Origin of the sequence: Labedaea rhizosphaerae (assembly GCF_004362825.1) — a bacterium.
GTDB lineage: Bacteria > Actinomycetota > Actinomycetes > Mycobacteriales > Pseudonocardiaceae > Labedaea > Labedaea rhizosphaerae.
In genome coordinates this window covers 18,211-40,140 of sequence record NZ_SNXZ01000012.1, presented here as the reverse complement: position 1 = coordinate 40,140, position 21,930 = coordinate 18,211, and the positions used below count along the sequence as shown (strand labels likewise).

General features: G+C 69.5%; 13 protein-coding genes and 1 pseudogene. 3 read left to right on the top strand and 11 right to left on the bottom strand.

The genetic code is table 11. The features are described from left to right. The 7 genes and pseudogenes from EV186_RS37590 to EV186_RS37560 all read right to left on the bottom strand — a co-directional run bounded on the left by EV186_RS37590 (position 1) and on the right by EV186_RS37560 (position 7,152). The gene (locus tag EV186_RS37590) at positions 1–930 is read right to left on the bottom strand and encodes an ornithine cyclodeaminase family protein (RefSeq protein ID WP_133854327.1); all 930 of its coding nucleotides are present in this window, start codon (positions 928–930) and stop codon (positions 1–3) included. Further along, positions 927–1,970: pseudogene (gene dmpG / locus EV186_RS37585) on the bottom strand (4-hydroxy-2-oxovalerate aldolase); the annotation flags it as partial. The pseudogene dmpG and the gene EV186_RS37590, both read right to left, overlap by 4 nt. A gap of 5 nt (positions 1,971–1,975) precedes the next feature. Further along, positions 1,976–2,911, bottom strand: a complete 936-nt coding sequence (locus tag EV186_RS37580) for an acetaldehyde dehydrogenase (acetylating) (RefSeq protein ID WP_133854325.1) — start codon at positions 2,909–2,911, stop codon at positions 1,976–1,978. Beyond that, positions 2,908–3,762 (bottom strand): HpcH/HpaI aldolase/citrate lyase family protein, encoded by an 855-nt coding sequence (locus EV186_RS37575; protein ID WP_133854324.1) that lies wholly within the window; start codon positions 3,760–3,762, stop codon positions 2,908–2,910. The genes EV186_RS37580 and EV186_RS37575 overlap by 4 nt, the downstream gene beginning before the upstream one ends. Next, complete coding sequence (locus tag EV186_RS37570) at positions 3,759–5,009, bottom strand: 8-amino-7-oxononanoate synthase family protein (RefSeq protein ID WP_133854323.1); 1,251 nt, start codon at positions 5,007–5,009, stop codon at positions 3,759–3,761. Before EV186_RS37570 ends, EV186_RS37575 begins: the two co-directional genes overlap by 4 nt. Continuing rightward, positions 5,006–5,884, bottom strand: a complete 879-nt coding sequence (locus tag EV186_RS37565; RefSeq protein WP_208116008.1) for a cupin-like domain-containing protein — start codon at positions 5,882–5,884, stop codon at positions 5,006–5,008. Before EV186_RS37565 ends, EV186_RS37570 begins: the two co-directional genes overlap by 4 nt. Positions 5,885–5,892: 8 nt before the next feature. Beyond that, positions 5,893–7,152 carry an MFS transporter gene (locus EV186_RS37560; RefSeq protein ID WP_208116007.1) on the bottom strand — a complete coding sequence of 420 codons (1,260 nt, stop codon included), beginning with the start codon at positions 7,150–7,152 and terminating at the stop codon, positions 5,893–5,895. Positions 7,153–7,888: 736 nt separating this feature from the next. On the opposite strand from EV186_RS37560, the gene EV186_RS37550 reads away from it, so the two are divergent. After that, a complete protein-coding gene (locus EV186_RS37550) occupies positions 7,889–8,320 on the top strand; it encodes a hypothetical protein (RefSeq protein WP_133854322.1) in 432 nt (143 codons plus the stop codon). Positions 8,321–8,546: 226 nt separating this feature from the next. On the opposite strand, the gene EV186_RS37545 is transcribed toward EV186_RS37550, so the two are convergent. Further along, complete coding sequence (locus EV186_RS37545) at positions 8,547–10,805, bottom strand: CATRA conflict system CASPASE/TPR repeat-associated protein (RefSeq protein WP_166659524.1); 2,259 nt, start codon at positions 10,803–10,805, stop codon at positions 8,547–8,549. Between the two features lie 36 nt (positions 10,806–10,841). Between EV186_RS37545 and EV186_RS37540 the strand changes: the two genes are divergently transcribed. Continuing rightward, positions 10,842–11,198: a CATRA system-associated protein gene (locus tag EV186_RS37540; RefSeq protein ID WP_133854320.1), complete on the top strand. Its 357-nt coding sequence runs from the start codon at positions 10,842–10,844 to the stop codon at positions 11,196–11,198. Further along, a complete protein-coding gene (locus EV186_RS37535; protein ID WP_133854319.1) occupies positions 11,195–15,031 on the top strand; it encodes a CHAT domain-containing protein in 3,837 nt (1,278 codons plus the stop codon). The genes EV186_RS37540 and EV186_RS37535 overlap by 4 nt, the downstream gene beginning before the upstream one ends. A gap of 6 nt (positions 15,032–15,037) precedes the next feature. On the opposite strand, the gene EV186_RS37530 is transcribed toward EV186_RS37535, so the two are convergent. Genes EV186_RS37530 through EV186_RS37520 form a run of 3 tightly spaced genes read right to left on the bottom strand, consistent with a single transcriptional unit; the run spans position 15,038 to position 21,889 of the window. After that, positions 15,038–18,100, bottom strand: coding sequence for a CHAT domain-containing protein (locus EV186_RS37530; RefSeq protein ID WP_133854318.1), 3,063 nt, complete (start codon positions 18,098–18,100; stop codon positions 15,038–15,040). Then, on the bottom strand, positions 18,036–20,576 hold the full coding sequence (locus EV186_RS37525; protein WP_133854317.1) for a tetratricopeptide repeat protein: 2,541 nt from the start codon (positions 20,574–20,576) through the stop codon (positions 18,036–18,038). The genes EV186_RS37530 and EV186_RS37525 overlap by 65 nt, the downstream gene beginning before the upstream one ends. A gap of 41 nt (positions 20,577–20,617) precedes the next feature. Beyond that, on the bottom strand, positions 20,618–21,889 hold the full coding sequence (locus EV186_RS37520) for a glycosyltransferase family 4 protein (protein WP_133854316.1): 1,272 nt from the start codon (positions 21,887–21,889) through the stop codon (positions 20,618–20,620). Positions 21,890–21,930: the final 41 nt, after the last annotated feature.

The window sequence follows — 21,930 nt, the reverse complement described above, 5'->3', positions numbered from 1 at the left end:
TCAGCGCTCATGGAGCGCGGCCGCCGCGGCCGTGTCCTCTATGGCCATGCCGACGCTGCGGAACACCGTCGTGGCGCCCGGGGGTACGACCTCGTCGGCCAGCGCGCCCAGTTCGTGCAGGTCGTCCTCGCCGATCAGGCCGGCGGCGATCGCGGCCCGCACCTCACCGGCGTCCTCCAGCGCGGCGGCCCGCTGCTCGACGACGACGAACGCCTGCGCAAGCAATGCCGGGTCGAGCTCCAGCGCGTCCTCGTGCGTTCCGCCGATCACGTTCACGTGCGCGCCGGGCGCCACCCAGTCGGCGGCGACCACCGGCGCGCGGCCGTCGGTCGACGTGGCGGTGCAGACCACCGGTGCGTCGGCGACCGCGCTCTTGGCGTCGTCGCACACGAACACCCGGTGCCCCACCGCGTCCCGGACCCAGTCGGCGAACTCCTCGGCATGGGCCCGGGTCCGCGAGAACACCCGCACCGAGGCGATCGGGCGCACCGCGGACACCGCCCGCACCAGTGCCCGCGCCTGCACCCCGGCGCCGACGACGGCCAGTTCGTCGGCCTCGGGTGGCGCGCACCGGCGGGTCGCGAGCCCGGCGACGGCGCCGGTGCGCACAGCGGTCAGCTCCGCGCCGTCCAGCATCGCCGTCATCCGCCCGGTCGCCAGGTCGGTCAGCACCACGACCCCGTGGATCAGCGGCAAGCCGTCCCCGGGGTTGGCCGGCGTGATCGTGGTGATCTTGACGCTGCCTACGCCCCGGCGCTCCCACACGGCCGTGCCGGCGAGCAGCTGGTTGCCCTCGCCGTGCTCCACGACTGTGCGCGACGGCGAGCGGGTCGAGCCCGCGGCCAGGTCGGCGAACACCTCGGCAAGCACGTCGACCACCCGCAGCAGCCGCTCCTCGCCCGCCATGTCCTGGGCCGTGATCACCTTCATGCGCCGATCTCCTGCGCCCGGACCCCATGCACCCCGAGCTGCCGCGCACCCAGCTCGGCCACCACGTCCACGATCATGTCCTCCTGGCCCGCGATCGCCTGGCGGCGGCCGAGCTCGAAGAACACGTCGCGGGGATCGACGCCCGCCCGCACGGACGCGTCCAGCACCTGGTGCTTGAACCCGGAGAACACCCCGGCCAGCCCGCTGACGATGGACAACGACCCGGTGACCGGCGGTGCCGGCATCAGCTCCCGCTCGGCGAACTCGGCGGCGTCGAGCAGCGCGTAGAGGTCTATCCCGGTGCTGAACCCGGTCCGCTCGAGCACCGGCACCAGCACCTCCAGCTGCGTGTTGCCCGCACCGGCGCCGAAGCCGCGCGCGCAGGCGTCGAGGATCGTCGCGCCCGCCTCGGCCGCGGCCACCGAGTTGGCCACGGCCATGCCGAGGTTGTTGTGCCCGTGGAAGATCACCGGCACGCCGACCGCAGCGGTGATGGCGCCGATCCGCGCGCTCACGTCGGCGGGCAGGAAGTGCCCGGCCGAGTCCATGATCCCGACGGCCTGCGCGCCGTAGCCGACGACGATCGCCGCGTGCTCGGCCAGCTGGGCGGGCGTCGCCATGTGGCTCATCATCAGCACGCACTGCGCCTCGGCGTCCTGCTCGCGCAGGAATCCGAGGTGCCGCTCGGCCAGCGACGTCTCGGTGCAGTGCACGCCGATGCGCAGCACGTCCGCGCCGTGCGCGACCGCCTTGCGCAGGTCGTCCGAGGTGCCCCAGCCCGGCAGCATGAACACGGCCATCCGGCTGTGTGGCAACGCTTCCCGCACCGTCGAGAGCATCACGTCGTCGCCGACCGCGGCCCGGCCGACCTGCAGCGAGGACGCGCCGAGTCCGTTGCCGTGCCCGACCTCCACCACCGGGACCCCGGCCGCGTCGGCCGCTTGGGCGTACCCGCGCAGCGCGGCCACACCCAGCTGGTGGCGCACCGCGTGCTGGCCGTCCCGCAACGTCGGGTCGTAGATCGTGACCAGCCGGCTCGCGGCGGTCACCGGCCCGCTCCCGCCGCCAGGCCGGCGTCCAGGCGCAGCCGGGCGGCGTGCTGCTCGGCCACCATGACCGCGGCCGAGTTGATGATGTCCAGGTTGCCCGCATACCGGGGCAGCACGTCGCTGTCCGCAGTGACCTCCAGCGACACGACCACCCGGTCGCCGGCCACGCTGCAGGCCATCACCTCGTAGCCGGGCGCGAAGTCCTGCACCTGCTCGGCCGTCGCCGCGACCACCGCGCGCACCGCCTCGGGGTCCGCGCCGGGGATCTCCGCGTGCACCGCGGTCCGGAACGTCGCGGGTGGTACGGCCGGGCTGATGTTGAGGATCGCCTTGGTCTCACGCACGCCGGAGAACGTGCTGATGGCGTGCTGCGTGGTGGCCACGTACTCGTCGAGGTTGAGGCGGGTGGCCCGGCCCGCGATGGTGCTCGCCACGGTGGAGACCACCTCCAGGTAGAGCACGGTGAACCGGGCGGCCAGCGCGTGCGCGATCGGCGTGGCCGCCTGCCCACCGCAGCTGATCAGGCTGACGTTGCGCTCGGCCGGCGCGGCCATACCGGTCACGGTGGGCACGACCATCTGCCCGACGCGGCTCGGCGTCAGGTCGACCAGCAGCGTGCCCAGCGGCCGCAGCAGCTGCCAGTGCCGGGCGTGGTCGTGGGCGTTGGTGGCGTCGAAGACCACGTCGAAGGGCCGGGGCGCGGCCAGGACCGCGTCGATGCCGTCGGCCGTGACCGGGTAGCCCAGCCGGGCGGCATGCGCGAGACCGACCGAGTCCGGGTTGCGCCCGGCGACCAGCCCGCAGGTCAGGACCGGCGATCGGTGGATCTTGCTGACCAGGTCCTGGCCGATCGCCCCGGTGCCGATCACCGCGGCGGTGACCGGCCTGGTGGTGTCGGTCCCGGCCGGGACCCGTTCCTGCATGACGGTCATCGCTGGGCCTCCGCTCCGAAGCGATGGGTCCACGCGTCGCCGAGGGCCACCGTGGTGCGGGCCATCCGGGCGAACGGCGGGCCGACCATGTTCCCGTCCAGCACGGCGATCCCGCCGCCGGCCGCGCGCACGGCCTCGGTGATCCGGCGGGCCGCGTGCAGGCTGTCGGCGCTGGGCCGGAGCGCCGCGTTGATGGTGGCGAGCTCCGCGGGGTGCACGGTGGCCTTGCCGTGGAAGCCCAGCTCCCGCACGCGGTCGGTCTCCTCGGCCAAGACAGCGGGCTCGGCCAGCCGGTAGTTGGCGGTGTCGATGCACGCGGTGCCGTGGCGGCCGCAGGCCAGCGCCATCGCCTGGCGCGCGGCCAACATGCCGGCCCAGGTGATCTCCACGCCCAGGGTGGCGGCCAGGTCGGCGGAGCCCAGGACCAGCCCGTCGGCGGCGGCCGCGATGGCGTCGACGCCGGTCACCGCCTCGACCGTCTCCACCGTCACGTACAGCTCGGGGTGCAGACCGGCGGAGGCGAACGTGTCGCGCACCAGCGCCACCTCGACCGCCGAGCGCACCATCGTCATGACGATGAAGCCCGGCGCCACCGGGCCTTCGGTGAGCGCGACGAGGTCGTGCACGGCGGCCATGGTGCCCAGCTCGTTGACCCGCACCGCGACGTTCGCCGGGTTCGGCGCCTTCTCCAGCGCCGCCTGACAGATCTCCCGGGCCGCGGCCTTCTCCGGCGCCGGCACGGCGTCCTCGAGGTCGATCAGGTGCACGTCCGCGTCGTAGGACCACGCCTTGACCACGCGGTCGAGCGAGAGCGCCGGGGTGTACAGGATGCTGCGCGGGATCGCCCTCACCGGACCACCTCCAGCGGCGCGGCGGCGGGCTGCGCCCCGACCTCGACCAGCACCGCGCACAGCGCGCGGACCTGCTCCTCGGTCTGCCCGGCGCGCAGCATCACGCGCAGGCCGGCCGTGCCTCGCGCAACGATCGGGAAGAACACCGGCGAGACGTAGAAGCCCGCCTCGAACACCTGGCGGCCCGCCGCGATCACCGTCTCGTCGCTCATCGGCACGACCCGGATCGGGTAGGTCGTCCCGCTCTGCGCGGTGGCCACGAAGCGGTCGAACAGCTCGATGTTGGCGTGCATCCTGTGCTGCAACGCGGTCAGCTCGTCCGTGCGGTGGATCTGCGCCGAGGCCAGCGAGGCCCCGACCGCCGCCGTGTTGACCGGCTGCGAGTAGCACAGCGCGCCCGCGAACCGCTCGATCACGCGCAGCGTCTTCTTGTCGTAGCCGTCCAGCAGGATCGCGGCACCGCTCGTGCCGAACGCCTTGTTCAGCGTCGCGACGGTGATCGTCCGCTCGTCCAGCACCGGGCAGTGCGTGCGGACGTAGCCGATGCCGCGCTCGCCGTAGGCCGAGACCGAGTGCGAGTCGTCGTAGTAGACCTGCATGCCATAGCGCTCTTGCAGCTCGGCCAGCTCCAGCACCGGGGCGTAGCCGCCGAGGCTGTCGGCGCCGTCGATGACGTAGCAGACCCGCTGGTAGCGCTTGCACATGTCCTCGAGGAAGCCGAGGTCGTGGTGCTCGCAGACGACCACCTCGGTCTCGTCGGCGCAGGTCGGTTTGGCGCCGGCCATCGAGACGTGGCAGTTCTTGTCGAACACCATCAGCGGCCGGGTGCCGTTGCCCAGGTGCCCGGAAGCCAGCAGCGGCAGCAGCCCGGCGCTCGCCACCCCGGCGGAGATCGCGCTGACCACGTCCGCGCCGAACAACTCGCCGAGCGAGGACTCCAGCTCCAGCAGTGCCGGGATCTGCACCCGGCTGCGCGGGATGCAGTGGTCCAGCACCCCGTAACGGCGCAACGCCGCCACCGCCCCCTCGATCACCTTGGGGTGCGAGTCCAGGTCCAGGTAGGAGCAGCAGGTGAAGTTGACGAACTCGTGCCCGTCCGGGGTCGTCAGCACGCCGTCCCGCAGCTCGGCCACGATGCCGGCCAACCCGTTCTGCTCGGACATGTCCCAGAAGGCGTTGCCGACGCCGATTGCCTTGTCGTTGTTGCGGTAGCGGTGCGGGGGCGTGATCGCGACGCGGTCGCTCATGAGCCGGCCGCCGCGGGGGCCTCGGCCGGCTGGTAGTTGTAGACGCCCTTGAGCTTGCGGTACACGGCGGTGTAGAGCGCGACGCCGAGCACGTACGGGCGGCGCAGGATCTTCTTGTCCCGCAACCAGAAGTTGACGTTGATGTTCATGTCCTCCAGGGATTCGGCCTGGTGCCACCAGCCCAGCGGCAGGTAGAGCATCTGGCCGGGTTCCAGGATCAGCTCGCGCCGCTGGTGCAGCTTGTCCACCAGGCGCGGGAAGCGCCGCGGGTCGACGTCGTCGAAGTCGAAGGCCTGCGACTTGTCGCCGAAGCCGTGCCGCAGCGAGCGTGGGTAGTACTCGAAGGACCCGGGCGGGGCCAGCACGAACCGCTTGCGCCCGGCGAGCGCGATGTTGAAGTTCTCCAGCTCGTCGAAGTGGCTCTGGGTGAACACGCCCTTGTGGCTGATCCACAGGTTCGCGGCGTTGAGCGAGCGCTGGTAGTCGAACAGTTCGGCCGCGTCGAAGCCCAGGATGGCGTCGACGTCGCCGGGGCTGTTGCGGATGTTCGACACGATCCGGTTCCACGTGTCCGGATCGGTCAGGTACTTCTCGTCCTCGAAGAACTCGCGCAGCTTGATGTCCTTGGTGCTCCAGCGCTGCGAGTTCTGCTTGTTCGACGGCTCGGTGAACAGCGTCACCGTCATCTCGCCGAGCCGCTCGGCCACCCCGTCACGGCCCAGGCCTTGGGTGCCCCGGGGCAGGGTGATCACCACAGGCACGTCGGCCCGGATCAGCGCCTTGCGCCCGAAGGCGGTGAACTCCTCGAAGGAGAGCCGGGGGACCGGCAGACCGCCCAGGCGGCCCCGTTCGGTGATCGGCTGCGTTGTGCTCACGTGATTCCTCACTGTTCTAGTGCCAATTCCGAGGCGGGCCGCGCGGCGGGCCCGGTGCGCAGTGCCTGCTGCCCGGCGAGGCTCAGGACGAGGGCGGCCGCGCCGCCGCCGACCGCCGCCCACGCTGCCTGCGCCGAGCCGCCGGTGTCGACGAGGTGGCCGCTCGCGGCCGTGCCGAGGGCGATGCCCAGCGCGCCCGCGCTGTTGAGCCACGAGAAGCCCTCCGACAGCGACCCCTTGGGCGCAAGCGACTCCAGCAGCGTGCTGCCGGTGATCAGCGCCGGCGCGATGGCCACGCCCGCGACCACGGCGAGCAAGGCCATGACCAGCGGCGACCCGGCGAAGGCGAGCGGCACGGCGCCGAGGGTCAGCACCCCCGCGGTGACCGCGAGCAGCACCGGCGGCGAGATCCGCCAGGACCCGGCGCCGTAGACCGCGCCCGCGGCGAGGCTGCCCACCGCCGTCAGCGACAGGAACACGCCCGCGAGCCCCGGCGCACCGTGCTCCCGGGCGAACGCGACCATCGTGATGTCCACCGCGCCGAGCAGGAAGCCCATGCCCGCGTAGGCGAGCATCAGCACCCGCACACCCGCCACTCCGATCGCACGGGCCGGGCGGCCGCCCCCGGCGTCGTGGGCCGCGGGCTCGGACCGGCGGTGCAGCGCGACGACCACCGACCCGGTCGTGGTGAGCAGGACGCAGGCCAGCAACCCCGCCGCCGGGTGCACGGCCGAGGCCAGCACGGTGACCAGCAGTGGCCCGAGCAGGAAGATCGTCTCGTCCAGGATCGACTCCAGCGCGTAGGCCGTGCGCAGCAGGTCCCGGTCGGCCAGCGCCGCCCACCGCGCCCGCATGAACGAGGAGAACGACACCGACGTGCACCCGGCCGCCGCGGCGACGGGGACCTGCACCCACAGCGGCGCACGGAGCACGATCGCCACGAGCAGGAGGCCGAGCGTGAGCGCGTGTCCGGCGCAGGCCGCGAGCAGCACCCGCCGCTGGCTGAGCCGGTCGGCCATGCGGCCAAGCACCGGTCCGGTCACGCCCTGCGCGACCAGCATCGCCGCGGCCACCGCGCCCGCGTCGCCCAGCGAGCCGCTGACCGCGGAGACCAGCAGCAAAATACTGATCGAGCGCATGGCGATGGGGAAGCGGGCCACCGCGCCCCAGAGCGCCAGCGTCGCCGCGCCCGGCGCCCGCAACAACAGGAAATAGGAGCCGAATCCCGAAGTCAGTGGCCGATCCGATTGGTCTTCGCCCGCGGACACAGTGCTCCTGTCAATGTCTGTGGAAGGAACGTGGGAAATTCCAACGGCGTGGCTGTCAAGGGTCAGGAAATGGTGTGAATTTCCCGGACAGGTGGACCTCGTGCGCTGCTCGCCGGCGGCGGTTTGCCATGCTAGGCAACCGTTGGCCAGGGTGTCAACGCGCCCGAATGAGATCGCAGCGGCGGCCGAACAGCGTAGTCGCGGCCCGGTCGGACGCCGATATCCGAGGGTCGGTGCGTCCGCATGCCCATTCCCTTTCGTCGTGCCATGCAGTTATCGTGCCCGCGGCCGGAGTCGTTATCAGGAACCCGTGCCGATCGCCGGAACGGCGGACAAGATCGTTCACCGAGGCGCGGGAACTGGTCGGGTGAATGGCGGAGCCCATATCGGGTGGCGACCAGTTGCCAAATGGGCATCGGCGCGGCGCCGGGAGATTGCCCGGCCAACGGCACCCACCACTTGGCCGGCGCGCTGCGGCTGGACCCGACCGCCGCCGTGGCTCCGAACGTCGACCTCGTGCCGTAGAGCAGGCTCGGTTCGGCCTATTCGCCCGCGGACCTGACCGCCGCGGTCGCCGAGCGACGGCTGCCAGAGCTGCGGGCGTTGATCCACCCGGACGAGGACACCGCGCTGTACCGGGCGGAATCCTGGCCTGCGGGGCCGCTGCCGTCGCGGGACCTGCCGGACACCTGCGTGCAGCCGTGGCGGTCCACGGGGTGAGCGGACGGTTGCCAAGTTGGTGGGTTTCTCAGGACAGCGCCATCGACGACGGGCGAGCGCGCGCGAAGGAAAGGGTGAAGGCCGCGAACGCCAAGCTCAGGCGCTACCGAGCGCGATCGAGGCAGGTGTTGACCCGGTCGCGCTGGTCGAGCCGATGAACGAGGCACAGGCCGAGCGAGCTGCCGCCGAGGCTGCGCTGGCGAACACGCCCGAAGGCGCGCAGCTCACCGACGCCGAGATCCACGCGATGATCGACTCGCTCGGCGACATCGGCGCCGTGATGGGAGATGCCAGGCCGGGCACGCTCGCGCGGCTCTACAAGGACCTTGGCTTGGCGCTTCGCTACGAACCGGGTGAGCAGGCCGTCTATGCGACGGCATCCCCTCGTGTAGCTGGTGAACGTGTCCGAGAGGCGATATGCGCACTAACCACACGTCTTACTCTCTAAAGGATCGTCGGCCGTGAGATTGACTTTTGTAGGTTCGGCACGTAACTGCGCTGCGTACGCCGTACGCCCTCGTAGCGTTCAGTCGGTGAAGGACCGCGCCGTCCCCGACGGTGCTTGTCGACTATGGCCGCAACCGGACCGGTCGACGAGAGCGATTCTGACGACTATCCGGCTTCAAGCCAATGACCTCGCCGGCGTGAAGACGGCCTTGAGGGTTGAACGGGCCTCACGGCCTGATGTCGAGAATAGTCCGTGCGGCCATTGCCCAGGTTCGATCCTGCGCCATGGTCCGCCGGACCAGGTCGGCTGTCTCGAAGGTGGCGGGGAGATCGAGTAGTGACCCGGCGATGCGGTTGGCCCATGCTTCGACGTCCACTGAGGTACTTCCGGTGACCGGCACGACGATGCGTCTAGTGATCGCTGCGCTCAGGACCTTCCCCATCAAGGTCGCCAAACCGGTCTGATCGCTGATTAGCGCGGGCGTGCCCGCGCGGACGGCCTCGAAACCGACGAGGCCGAATCCTTCGGTGCGGGAGGGCATGAGCACGAGTGACGCTCTGCGGAGATCGGTTTTAAGCTCGGCGCGGTCATGTGAGTCGTCGCGCACGACGACATCTACCGCCGGGTGGCCGACCCAGCCGAGTACGTCCGTGCGCAACGCTGCTCCGTGTCGCGGCGCTGAGCCGCGGATCACCAGTTCCCACCTGGTTCCCGCCGGACAGAAGTGCATGGCCCGACCCGTGGCACGAGCGGCGATGCCGATTCCCTTGCGGGGTTCGTCCTCCGGCCGGGCCAGAAGCAGGATCTGCGGTATGCCTGGAAGTGCGGACCGTGCGGTCGTCGGACCGAGGTCGAAACCCGGGTCCAGGCACACCGGTGGTTTGCCGCCCGCGACGTGCAGCTCTCGTTGCATCCATTCGTCGAGCCGAGGACCCACGGGAACGACGCGATCCGCTGACACGGCCAAGGCAATTTCGATTTTGGAACGCTCCGCGGCCAGTTGACCGGCGTCGCTTTCTTGATCGAGCTGGTACCACTCGACCTGGTCGGGAGCAACGTGGACGACGTGCACGTGCGTCGCCGTAGGAAAATGATCCCTGGCCAAGGCCTGCGCGATCTGACCGGTGACGCGACCGTGCCCGATGATCGTGTCCACGACAACGTCGTCGGGTATCGGTGGCTTGCGCAGCAGCGACTCGCGTTCGGACATGCCCGGCACGGTCAGGGCGTCGACCAGCTTGACACCCGCATTCCTTGCCTGGTCGCGTTCTTCCCCGGTGGACGTGGGCACGAGGCAATAGACGTCCGCACCCACTCGTGCCATCGCCTCGCACAGTGGCCGGTTGAGCGTGGCGATGCTCTCAACGTGACCCGACCAGCTGTCCGCGACCACCAGTACGGTCTGCGTGGGCGACTCTTGGCGCTGCGGTGTTGCGGTTGGAGTCGGCTCGACTGCTTGCGACGACGATCGAAAAGCGTTGCCGCGCAAGAGTTCTTCGTCGAAGTGGATCAGGTATTCGGCGTCGTCCGTGAGCTGCTGGTGGAGCCAGGTGGCCAGCGTGTGGTCGCGGGTGATGACACTGTTCGTCTCGATGGACGACTCGATGCCGATTGCCGCGGCGGCGTTATCCCAGCTGACTCGCACGGTCTTCGCCATCACGGTGAGCGAGGTGATCATCCTGGACAAGGCCGAGTGCGCGGCGGTGGGAACACCCGCGTCGCCGAACCGGGCGACTGTGTCCTCGACCCGTTGGCACAGCTCGGTCGTGCCGGGCGCCTGGCGCCGCACGCGCAGCTGATCTCGGATCTTCGCCACGTGCATGAGATACCGCGCGAACGGCGGTAGATCGGTCGCGCCGCGACGTGACCACGTCCAAGCGCTCAGCTCCGGTTCGTGTGCCGGATCAGTGATTATCGCGAACCGCCGGGTTTCGCGGTCGTCCGAAGTGTCGCCGGTCTCCCAAACGAGGAGCTGAACGTCCGTGGTCAGACCCTGGTGCCACCATCCCGTGGTGAGTTGGGGCTCGGGCAGCCGCTGGGCGATCGCGCGCCCGAGACCTACGGTTTCCTCGGGCCCGTCGGGCAGACCGTTGGTTACCAGGCCCAGATAGAGCCGTGCGCCACCGAGCAGCGGCGCGGGGGAGTCACCGAGCAGAGCGTCGAGAGTCCGATCGAGATCGGCCCAGGACTGCCCTGAACGATGTTTGAGCAGCACCGAGACGTTGAAGATCTCGTGTTCGCGCCGCGCGATCGCCTGAACGGATCCGTCGGCAGTTCTGCGTGCCGCGATCAGGGCCGAGCTTGTCGGCACAGTGCCGGGCATCTCGACCGGGAGGCCGGTCGAGGGGACGGCTCTGTCGGCGAGCAACTCTGTACCGCAGCGGGACCAGATCGCCCGTATCGCGGTGTCCTGGTCGTCATGCACGGTGTAGAAATGCGCCACCAGCTCCTGTGCGCGCACAAGTGACGTGCCCGATTCGACCACCGCACCTCCAGGCAGTGCTACCGCTACCATCTCAGCGTGCAATCTGATTATGGGCTCGTCGGCGACTGGCTGGGCACGCAGTTGGTCAGAGACGCACGCCAGGTCCTGGGATACCTGGACACCGTGTCGCGGTTGCCCGCGGAATGGGGTTCGATCGACGAGGCGGTTGGCCGGCTGGAGGCTGCGCTGGGTTCTGGTGATCCGGCTCAGGTCGCGTCGGCCACCAGCGTGCTGGAACGAATGACCAGCACCCGCGTAGACGACCTGGGCCCCGACGAGGACGCACCACCACCTCCGCCCTTGCGCGATCGGATGGTGCACCTGCAGCGGCAGCTGGACGTGGATCTCAAACGGCTCGGGGAGCGGGGGGAAAACCACCCTCGCCAGCGGTGATCCGGATCAGCCGCCGGCTGCTGATCCGGGTAGGGGTCACCGTCGCGCGTGCGGCCGAGCGTCGCGAGACCCCTTGGCCGCTGTCCAGGCCCGTGATCCGATCCGCGCTCCGGTGTGGTGCCTCGGCGGAGGACCGCATCACACTGCTGGTAGGCATGGCCGCGGTCCACGCCGCCGACGTCCAGCGCGGCCGTGGTGGCGAGGCGTCCGCGCGGGCGGCCGTCGCTGCCCTGGCGGAGGCCGTAGGTGCGGATCCTGCTGAGCAGCAGGTGCGCGCGGGCTTGCTGATCAAGCTGTCCGAGGCGCATGCGCGTGTGCACGCGGTGACCGGCGATGAAGACGCGTCGGCCGAGGCGGTGCGTGCGGCGCGGGCGGCCGTCGTGTCGGCGGCTGCGGTGCACAGCGTCGACCTGCTTGACTTCCTGGTGGTGTGGTTCGCCGAACTGGCTGACTTGTTCGATGACACCGACCTGCTCGACGACTCGGTGGCTGCGGCCCGCGCGGGCCTGGCGGCCGGTGGCACCAGCTTGTTCAACTTCGGATCCGTGCTTCGGCTGCGGTTCGAACGCGAGGGCCACGCCGATGACCTGACGGAGGCGGAGCGGATCCTCACGGATGCCGCCGCGATCAGCGCTGACCATGGGCTCACACCGGCCGAGCTCCTGTCCGAACTGGGCCATGTGCTGGATCTTCGGCACCAGATGACGGATGACCCTGCCGACGCGTTTCGGGCGGCCGACGTCTGGCGGGAGGCGGTGGCATCGACTGATCCGGCCGATGGATGGGCGCGAGCCCGCCATGCCGCGCTGGCCAATGCCTTGCTCGTCAGCCACCAACTGGGCGGGCCCGCCGCTCTGGACGACGTCCTGGCGCAAGTTCGCGAGGCGCTGGGGCCAGGGCTTGACGAACCCGACTACGAGACCTGCCATATCGCCGCGACGGTGCTGCTCTCATGGCAGCAGCTGCAGGATCAGAACGCGTCTGAACGACTGGCCGAGGCGGAAACGGCAGCCCGTCGTGCGGTCGTGGCGGCCGGCGGCGATGACCGGCTCGCCGCCGACGCGCTCGACCTTCTCGCGCGAGTGCTGCACGCCCTGTTCTTGGACAACGGTGACCGCGACCGCGTCGATGAAGCCGTCACCATCAGCACGGACATTCTGGCGTATCCGGTCGGCAGCGCCGACGACGAGGCGGGCCGGCTGGTCAACCTCAGTGTCTCGCTGCTCGATCGCTACGCCGCGTTCGGTGACTCGGCGGATCTTGAGCAGGCGATCGCGACACGTCGGCGCGCCCTCGCCGCGTTGCCCTCGGACCACCACGACCGGGCGCGCTACCTGACGAACCTGTCGGTGGCACTGTGCCAGCGCTACCAGATCATGGGTACCACCGAGGACTTGCGCGAAGCCGTGCTGCACGGCCGTGCCGCGGTAGCCGCGACGAACCACACGGGCATCGAGCGTGCCCAGGTCCTGAGCAACCTGGGTAACGCCCTGTACCACCACTACACCAGGTTCGGCGACCTCCGGGACTTGGACGAGGACATCGACCTGCTCCGGCAAGCCGTCGCCTGCGTGCCGGTGCGAGACGCGGCGGTCGCCCCGATCATGTCGAGCCTGGCGACCGGGCTCCGGTTGCGGCACGAGCGGCTGGGCACCCTGGACGATCTGCGCGAGGCCCTCGGAACCTTGGCGGACGCGAGGCGTATCAGCACTCCGTCCGATGTGGACGCCGTGATCACCGATGCCCACGGCATCACGCTCTACGCCATGGGCGAGGCGACCGGCGAGCAGGGTTGGCGGTCACAAGCGATCGACGTGCTCAGCTCCGTGGTGATCGGCAGCAGGAAAGATGCCGACCTCCCGCGGCGACTGGGCAACCTCATGTCCTTCTTCGGTCCAGGCACGGCTTTCGACGATGAGGCCGTCGCGTCCCGGGTCGACGCCGTACTGGCGGTGGCGGAGGAGGTGATCGGCGCTCTCCCGGACGAAGATCCGCGGCTGAGCGGCCTTCGGGTGAATCTCGCGTTGGTCCTGCATGCACGTAGACGTCCAGAGGACACCGCCAGGTTGATCCGTGAGGTCGAGGAAGCGATCCGGATCATCCCGCCGGATCACCCGGACCGTGCCGAATGGTCGACGGCCCTGGGCGCGATCCTCCGTGACGTGGCCACTCGCACCGGCGATCCGCGGGAACTGGCCAGTGCCGAACGGTGCTTGCGAGACGCGGCCCGCGCGGAGACGGCCATCCCTGTTGTCCGCCTTCGCGCGGGACGGGCTTGGGGCGAGCTGGCAGCGCAGCGCGGCGACACGGCCACTGCCGCCGATGCCTTCGGACTGGCCGTCGAGCAGCTCGCCATGCTCGCGCCCGCCCGGCTCGAACGCCGGGACGCACAGCGGTGGCTAGCCGAGGTGGCGGGCCTCGCGACCTCGGCCGCCGCGATGTGCTTGAACAACGGTGATGCCCGGCGCGCGGTGACCTTTCTCGAGCTCGGGCGTGGAGTCTTGCTCAACCGCGCCCTAGGGATCCGCGACGACATCTCGCTCCTGCGCGACGCCGACCCCAGCCTCGCCGTCGACTTCGACCACGCACGGTCCGAAGTGGATGCACTGGACCGACCGGAGCAGGTCGGAGTCGTGATCGACGTCGAGCCGGTTGGAGTGCAGGCGCGGGCGCGGACCGCTGCGGATTCCCGTCGTGAACGGCGCCGCGACGCCGTCGGTCGGCTCGCCGAGGTGATCGATCGCATTCGCCTGGTACCGGGGTTCTCGGCTTTCCCGGGCGCACAGGCGCTCGATGACGTTCTCGACGGTGCGGTTTCCGGCACCGTCGCGGTCGTGAACGTGAGCCAGTACCGGTGTGACGCGATCTTGTTGGGCAAAGGCGGTCCACGGGTGGTGCCGCTATGGGTACGCGAAGAAGACGTGACACGCATGGTCCTCGATCTGCACGAATCCGTCGTGACCGCGAACGACCTGACGGTGTTGGCCCCGGCTCGCGCAGCCGCGGAGGACCGGATGACACAGGTGCTCGACGAGCTGTGGACCTCGGTGGTCGGCCGGATATTGGAGGCCGTGCCTGTGGCCGAGCGCACGGACACCATCACATGGGTACCTACCGGAGCACTTGCCCTGCTCCCGCTGCACGCGGCGGCCGCGGCCGACCGGAGCGACTCCGCGCTCGACCGGTTCGTGTCCTCCTACGCACCCACCATCACGGCTCTGGAGCACGTCCGGCATCGACAGCACGGCGCCCAGTCCGGACGGCGGCCTGTCGTGGTGGTCTCGAGCCGCAACGACTGGGCTCGGCCGTTGCACTACGCGACCGACGAGGCCGTCGAGGTGGCCGGCTGGCACCGCGTCGCCCCGGTCGACGCCAGTACCGCGAATCGGCAGGAGCTGCTGTCGGCTCTCTCCGCGGCAACGGACTTGCACCTCGCCGTGCACGCGGTGTCGGATCTGGAGGATCCGTCGCGCAGCTGGTTGCGGCTGGGCACGACGCGGCTGGACGTCGCCGAGGTCGCCGCACTGGACGTCCGCCACGCGTGGCTCGCCTACCTCTCGGCCTGTGAGACGACGCTGACCAGTGGCGAGCTGGCCGACGAGGCGATCCACCTCACCGGCGCATTCCAACTGGCCGGATTTCCGCACGTCGTGGGCACCCTGTGGCGGATTCCGGACGCGGTGGCCGCACGGGCGGCCAGGACCTTCTACAGCGAGGTGCGCCGTTCGAGCTGCACGCCGTCCGAGGCCGCGCATCGGACGTCCCTGTATCTGCGTGACCGTTATGGCGGATCCCCTGCAGCTTGGGCAGGATACGTCCACTTCGGCGCGTGAACCGGGCTACGGACCGAGGTGGACATGGGGCGCCCAGGTGGTCGGCGACTCAGGGTATCGGTCCCGCAATCGATGCTGGGCCGCGTGTACGGCGCGAGCAGGCGAATGCCGGGTCAGTTCGTCGTAGACGTACTCGGCCATCCTCTCGGAGGGCAAGTCCAGGACGTTCCAGAGGGTGCCGATCACGTGGGGAAAGCCGGCCAGCTGGAACACCGACGAGATGTGGATGGCTTCATCGGAGAGGGCGGTGCCGCTGAATGCGGTCGTGCACGCGGACAGGTAAGCCAGCCAGGCATCAGGGATCCGCAGCGAAGCCAGGCGTCGCACGGATAGTGGGCCGTCTCGTAACGTCAGGTGGCTGCGGAACGGTTCGACCGCGTCGGTGTTCGCGTGGCAGGCGAAATGCGCCCAGGTGGCGGTGGCGAGTTCGCTGACTACCCGCTCGGGCACAGCGTCGTCCTGGATCAGGCAGACGGCTCCCGCCGCGAAATGGCTTGCGACCCGATCGGCTTCACCCCTGGCGGCTACCAGGGCGCGTCGACCGGGCGTTTCGGGGACCGCCACGACAAGTGGCCGCTCGTGGGCTGGTGCGGGCCGTGCCGCTGCGTCTCGCAACGTGCGCAGCGTCGGCGTGTAGGAGGAGACGACCCGGTCCAGCACCGACTTGCCGGGGATATGGTGGTACCCGGCGGCATGGATCGGCAGCATAGAGAGCGCGCCGGTCGGCATCCACCACAGCCTGGGCAGGTGGTCGCCGTCGGGTCGGCCGCCGTCCACGCCGAGCTCATCGAGGATCGGCTCAGCAATGGCATTCCACATCCACCGGAGCACGCTCTCGACGATTTTGTCGTCGGCTTGACCCGGCGAGTGGAGGGCGCCCAGGAACTTGTTTGCATTGGTGACGGCGTCGTGCTGCCCGAGTCCTGGCAAGGGGAGGTGCCGCACGCCTTCACGTGTCACGACCAAGGCGTCACAGCGATGAGCGGCGACGTTGATGGCGACGACGGGTCCGTCCACCGGCGTGACCACCTCGCCGGCGGCCAGTCGCGGCAGCAGGAACCCGGTGAACTCGGGGAGCGCCCTGATCGTCTCGAGCAGGTGGTCGCGCTCGTCGGACAGACGCCGCCGCCGCGCGGCGGGACTCGCCCAGCGCGACACGTCCGCGGGCGCGTCCTGGTCGAGTTCCCGTCGGATCCGGTCGAACTCAGCCGCGAGTTGGCGGTGTCGCACCCGCAAGTCGTCCAGGTCGTCCCGGGTGGACAGCAGCCGGCTGAGGATCACCCCGCGCCCTCGCTCCAAGAGGCTGAACGCCCGCACGTGGTCCGGCCGGCCTGCTTCTTCAGCTGCTGCCAATGCCGCCGCGGTCGCCATCGAGCCCAGTCCGGACAGGCTGGTCAGCTGGTGACCCTGGTCATCGGGGGTCAGGCGGTCGTCGGTGACCTCACCCAGGAGGGTGATCGCGGCTTCGAACGCGGCGACGGCATCAGCCCAGGCGCCGAGCTCGACGGCAGCCAGGCCGCCGTCCTGTGCGCTGATCGCCCGCACCAGCGGTGGGCTGGTCGCCGCTGCGGCCGCCGTCGCGTAGGCCAGGGCCGCCGATTCGAGATCGGCGCGCCGAGTGGCTCCTGTGTGGTGGTTCGCGCGCCGACGCCGCGCGAGGCCGGCATTGGCGTAGGCAGCAGCACGAATCGAGTCCTCTGGCGATGTTGACTGGGCTGCCCGCAGTGTCGCGGTACACGCCCGATCCAGGTCGGCCAGCTCGCCGGTGGCGGCGAAGCGTCTCGACAGCGCGGCGCCCAGGGTGGACTGGTGGCGCGCGGCCATCGTCGCCTCGGCGCCGTTGGTGGACACGGCCGCCTCCGCCGACCGCACGGCTTCGTTGATGGTCGCCATGTCGCCGGATGAGACGAAAGCCAGACGTAAGGCGGAGGACAGATTGTTCAGATGACTGGCGCGCCAAGGGGCACCGGCGGGAGAGTCGGCGGCCGACCGGAAATGCTCGATCGCCTCCTGAAGGTCGTCGTCGATGCCGGTTCGCTGGTAGCGGGACTTCAAGGCCAGGCCCAGGGTGTTCGCCATCGCGGGCAACACGATGGAGTCGTTCTCGACATCACGCACGGCCGTGCGCGCCGCCTCGACGGCGAGATCCAGATCGATCGTGTCCCCGGTGAGAACGAACCTCAGTTGGTGAGCACCGGCCTGGTTGGCCAGGTACTCGGCACGTTCTCTGGGCTCGGTGGCGACGGCCACGGCCTGGGAGAACAGGGATATGGCTTCGTCCAGGTCATGCCTTGAGCCGGTTGTCATGTACCGCGAGGCGAGTGCGGCGGCGAGGTTCGACAGCCGGCCGGGCGCCACCTTCTCGCTGCCGGATGTTTCGGTGCAGGCGCCTAGTTCCTGGATCGACCGGTCAAGGTCCTTGAGGTCTCCGAACCGCTCGTACCGCGCTGTACAGCAGATGGCGAGGTTGGACCGGAAACTCCGCAGGTCACTCTCGTTCGCGGCCTCGCTCATGGCGAGTTCCGCCGTCTGGATCGCTTCGGCGATGTCCGTTTCCTCGCCGGTGAGCAAGAACTTGGTGCGGTGGGCCAGGGCCAAGTTCGACAGGTATCCGGCCGTCCGGCATCGAATGGTGACGTGTTCGAGCAGTGCGATCCCGTCCGCGACGACCTCCGGCGCACCGGTCTGCCGGCCCGCCCGCACCAGATCGAGGGCGCGCGACGCCCATCGGGTGATCATGTCGTCGGTGACGGGCCAAACCTGTGCCATTGTGTCCAGAAGGCCGTTCGGCAGCAGGTCAGGAGCCTCGAAGTACAGGGTGTGGAAGTGGGTCATCGCCGCCAGGCCGTCAGCGGACGCGGGATCTTCGCGGCCCTGCTGGGCGTTCGCCACAACCCTGGCGTGGTGAAACATGCCCAGGGTGTACGCGACCTGCAGACCGCCGGGCGACTCCGCCAGCTCGCGCGCCTCAGCGGACGCCTGGTCGCTGAGCACGACCGCGGCATCACCGGTCTCGTCGAACTCGTCGATCCGCCTTTCCAGGGCCAGGATCAGCTTCTGTCGATCCACTCACGTCTCCTTGGCGATGGATGGCTCCCAGCGCGCCGCGCACGCGATCGGCTTCAGGATGGTGCAGGGAATCGAAGATCGCCAGCGCCGCACTCCAGGAGCGGACAGCGGCGTCGGCATGCCCGAGCAGCGAGTGCACGTCGCCGAGACGATCGAGGCTCATCGCCTCCCAATACCGATCGCCCAGTCTTCTGTCCAATGTGTACGATCGCTCGTAGTGTTCGATCGCGGCGCGGTATTCCCTCAGCTCCTGGTGGATGATGCCGATGGTCAGCAGGCAGTTGGACTGTCCTTCCTCGTGACCGAGGTCCTCGTAGTGTTGCAGTGCCTCGGTGCACACCGCCAGGGCTTCCTCGTGCCGGCCGAGCATCGCCTGCTGATGCCCCAGGTGGATCAGTGCGTCGGCGCGGGACACGGGTTCGTCCTGTGCGTCGGCGAGTTCGAACGCCGCTCGTGCGTGTTGGAGTGCAGCGGCGTGTTGCTGTTGCGCGTCAAGGACTCGGGTGTAGGAAAGATGGGCTTGCAGCATGCCAAACTGATCGTCCGCGGACTGGAGGACCGGTAGCGCGGCATCCAGGAGGGAGCGTGCTTCGACGTGCTCGCCTAGGCGCGCGAGGGCGCTGGCGAGTTCGCAGGCCGCCGTGGCCCAGGCGAGCTGGTCGCCGGCGTGGGCTGCTGCGGCGAGAGCGGCTCGATGCACGGCCACGCGTTCCCGCCGTCTGCCCGTGCGACGCAGAACCGCGTTGGATCTGGACGCGATCCGCCACACGTGGGAGTCGAGCCCGTGCTGGGCGCAGAACTCGGTCACCGCGAGCACCACGGCGTGCTCGCCGACGGCCCAGGCGAGGGCATCCGGATAGTTCGCGAACCCTGGAGCCTCGCCCGGATCCCGCCTGATCTTCGCGGTGTTCGGATCCAGCCAATGGGCCGCGGCGGTCACGTGGCGCAGGTAGTGGTCCGCGATCGCGTGGCGGATCGACTGTCGTTCGCCGGCTTCGGTGTCGAACTCAGCTCGTTCGGCGGCATAGATGCGCAGCAGGTCGTGCAGGCTGTAGCGACCCGCGACGTGTTCGACGAGCAGGCTCGACCGGACGAGCTCGGCGATCGCGTGCCGTGCGTCGTCGGTGCACGCCAGCGCGAGGCAGGACTCGTGGCTGATGTCGGGCCCTGGGTGGATGCCGATCAGGTGGAACAACGATCTGGCCGAAGGGGACAGTCGCTGGTAAGACCACGAGAAGACTGAACGCAGATCGAGGTCGTCGTCGCCGAAGCTGAGTTCGTCCAGCCGGGTCCGCTCCTGCCCGAGTTCGTGGACCACTCGGGCGAGCGGGCCGGGTCGCTGGTCAGTGAGCGCGGCGACGATGGAGAGCGCCAGGGGGAGTCCTGCGCACCGCGCCACGATCTCGTCCGCGACCGCCGGCTCGGCGAAGATCCGGTCGGAGCCGATCCGCTTGCTGAGCAGAAGATGTGCCTCTGAGTCGGTCAGGACGTCGAGTGGCACGTGCCGGGCACCCTCCCGGACGGCGAGGCTGGGCAACTGGGTGCGGCTGGTGACCAGTACGAAGCACAATGGTGTGCCGGGAAGGAGCGGCCGCACCTGATCCGCCGAATGGACGTTGTCGACGAGCACCAGGATCCGGCGTCCGGCGACGATGCTGCGGTAGAGCGCGGCCCGGTCATCAAGGTTGTCAGGGATGACCTCTGGCGCAGTGCCGAGTCCGGTGAGGAATCCGTGCAGAGCCTCGGCGGCGGACAGAGCGCCCCGTCGGTCGAAGCCGCGCATGTTCACGTGCAGTTGTCCGTCTGGGAACAGGTGCCTCACCCGATGGGCCCAGGTCGTGGCGAGTGTGGTCTTGCCGACGCCTGGCGTGCCACAGAGGACCACGACCCCTGGTGTGTCGCCATCCTCCTCGCTCAGCCGGCCGGTCAGGTCGGCCATCTCTGCGGTGCGGCCCACGAATGCGGCCAGCTGGGTGGGCAATTGCTGGGGAGGTGTCGTCGCACCGGGTTGCACAGGGATCAGCGCAGCGAGCCGATCGCCCAGCCGACCGACGTCGGTGCCGAGCATGTCGTGGCGGACCTCCATCGCCTGGTGCCGCACGAGTGGTCGGACGTCCGGTGGAAGGAGCCGCTCGTCGGGGATCGACGTGCCGTCCAGCATCACGGGGATGATGGGCACTTGCCGTTGGAGGGCCCGTCGGATCTCCTGCCGGACCCAGTCGCCCGGACGGTGGAGCATCGACCGGCCTGGTGTGACGTCGTCGTCCCCCAGCCAGGTAGGACCGATGAAGACGAGCAGGACGCGCATGACCTCGAGCGCATAGGTGAGCTCGGCGGCATATGGCATACCGGCGGGAATGGACTGATTGTCCAGGAACACCCGATGCCGGCCGAACCGCGCGGCGAGGAGCTCGTACGTCGCGGCGGCGCCGAACCGGGCGTCAGCCGTCCGGTAATTGATGAATATGTCCGGCACGCGAACCTCCGCAGGCTCCGAAATGCCGCCTCACCACGATGCTAGCCGCCGTTCCCGGGAAGGGCTGGCGATTGTCGACCCCGTACGGCGTCCTCGACCACTTCGACCGCTGCGGCCCAGGTGTAACGGTCGGCCATGAACGCCAGGACTTGTTCCACTGTGCGAAACGCGGCTTCGCGATTGTGCAGGACCCTGCTGATGTGACTCGCCCACAGCGGCACGTCGACGGCGCCGTCCTTGCGCACATCCAGCACGACCCGCGCCACCAGATCATCCGGAAGACCGCTTGCCCGGATCAATGTTCCGAGGCCGCTGCGCGCGCTGATCAGCACAGGAACCCCGGCGCAAAGCGCTTCCCAGCCGACGAGCCCGAAGTCCTCCTCAAATGACGGCATCAGGACAAGGCTAATCGTCGCCAGGTCGGCCAGCACGGCGGCCGGGTTCTCGGTGTAGTTGCGAATGGTCGTCGTGAGGCCTGGAAGCCCGGACCACTCCAGCAAGGCGCGGCGAACGTCGGCACCCCGACCCGGTCGCACGCCGCGCAGGTAGAGCTCCAAGTCTTCTTCCGAATGGCCGAGCTGGTTCACGGCGTATCCGACGGCCTTCGCCGCCAGCGCGAGCCCCTTGTTTTCGTTGTGCACCCTGCCGAGGACCATGATCAGCGCGCGGCCGAGCCGCTGCCGCCGGACTGGCGGCATCGCGTCGAAGCCTGGCACGACCTGTACGGCGTCGGCGACTCGAGGCCCGTAGGTGAGCTTGCTGAGGGCGTACTCGTGGAGCAACGGTCCCACCGCGATCGTGCGGGTAGCCGTCTCGCACAGCTCTCGTTCTTGAATGGTGTGCTGTTCTGCCGTGCGAGCTGCATCCTCCCGGTCGCCCTTGCCCCACTCGATGCGGTCAGGGTGCATGTGCACGAAGTGCAGCCGCGTCGCCTGGGGATAGCTTTGGTCCGCCAGGGCCTTGGCCATCGGCCCGGTGAACCGGGCGTGCCCCACGACCACTGTCGGCCGCACTCCGTCCGGGAGCACCGGCCGACCTGCCAAAGCTTCGAAAGTCGTATGGTCGAACGTGGCGGCGGCGGCGACCAATCGCGTCCCGCACCTGCGGGCGTCTTCATGTTCGTCAGACGACGCAGAAGGGACCAAACAGAACACGCTGTGCCCAGCTTGGGCAAGCGCGCGGCACAGATACCGGTTGAACGCGCTGATTCCTCCAGACGCAGGGAACCACTCGTCGCATACTGTGAGCACAGTCAGATGCTCGGTCACCTCGGACCGCGTGTGTCGTGGTTCATCAGCGATGTCGGTGGCCATGCACACATCATCGCAGGCCAAGTGGCTCCCTGGCGCAAGTC

Coding starts and splice junctions, on each gene's coding strand:
- EV186_RS37590 (WP_133854327.1), bottom strand. CDS start 930: ATGAAGGTGATCACGGCCCAGGACATGGCGGGCGAGGAGCGGCTGCTG.
- EV186_RS37580 (WP_133854325.1), bottom strand. CDS start 2,911: ATGACCGTCATGCAGGAACGGGTCCCGGCCGGGACCGACACCACCAGG.
- EV186_RS37570 (WP_133854323.1), bottom strand. CDS start 5,009: ATGAGCGACCGCGTCGCGATCACGCCCCCGCACCGCTACCGCAACAAC.
- EV186_RS37520 (WP_133854316.1), bottom strand. CDS start 21,889: ATGGCCACCGACATCGCTGATGAACCACGACACACGCGGTCCGAGGTG.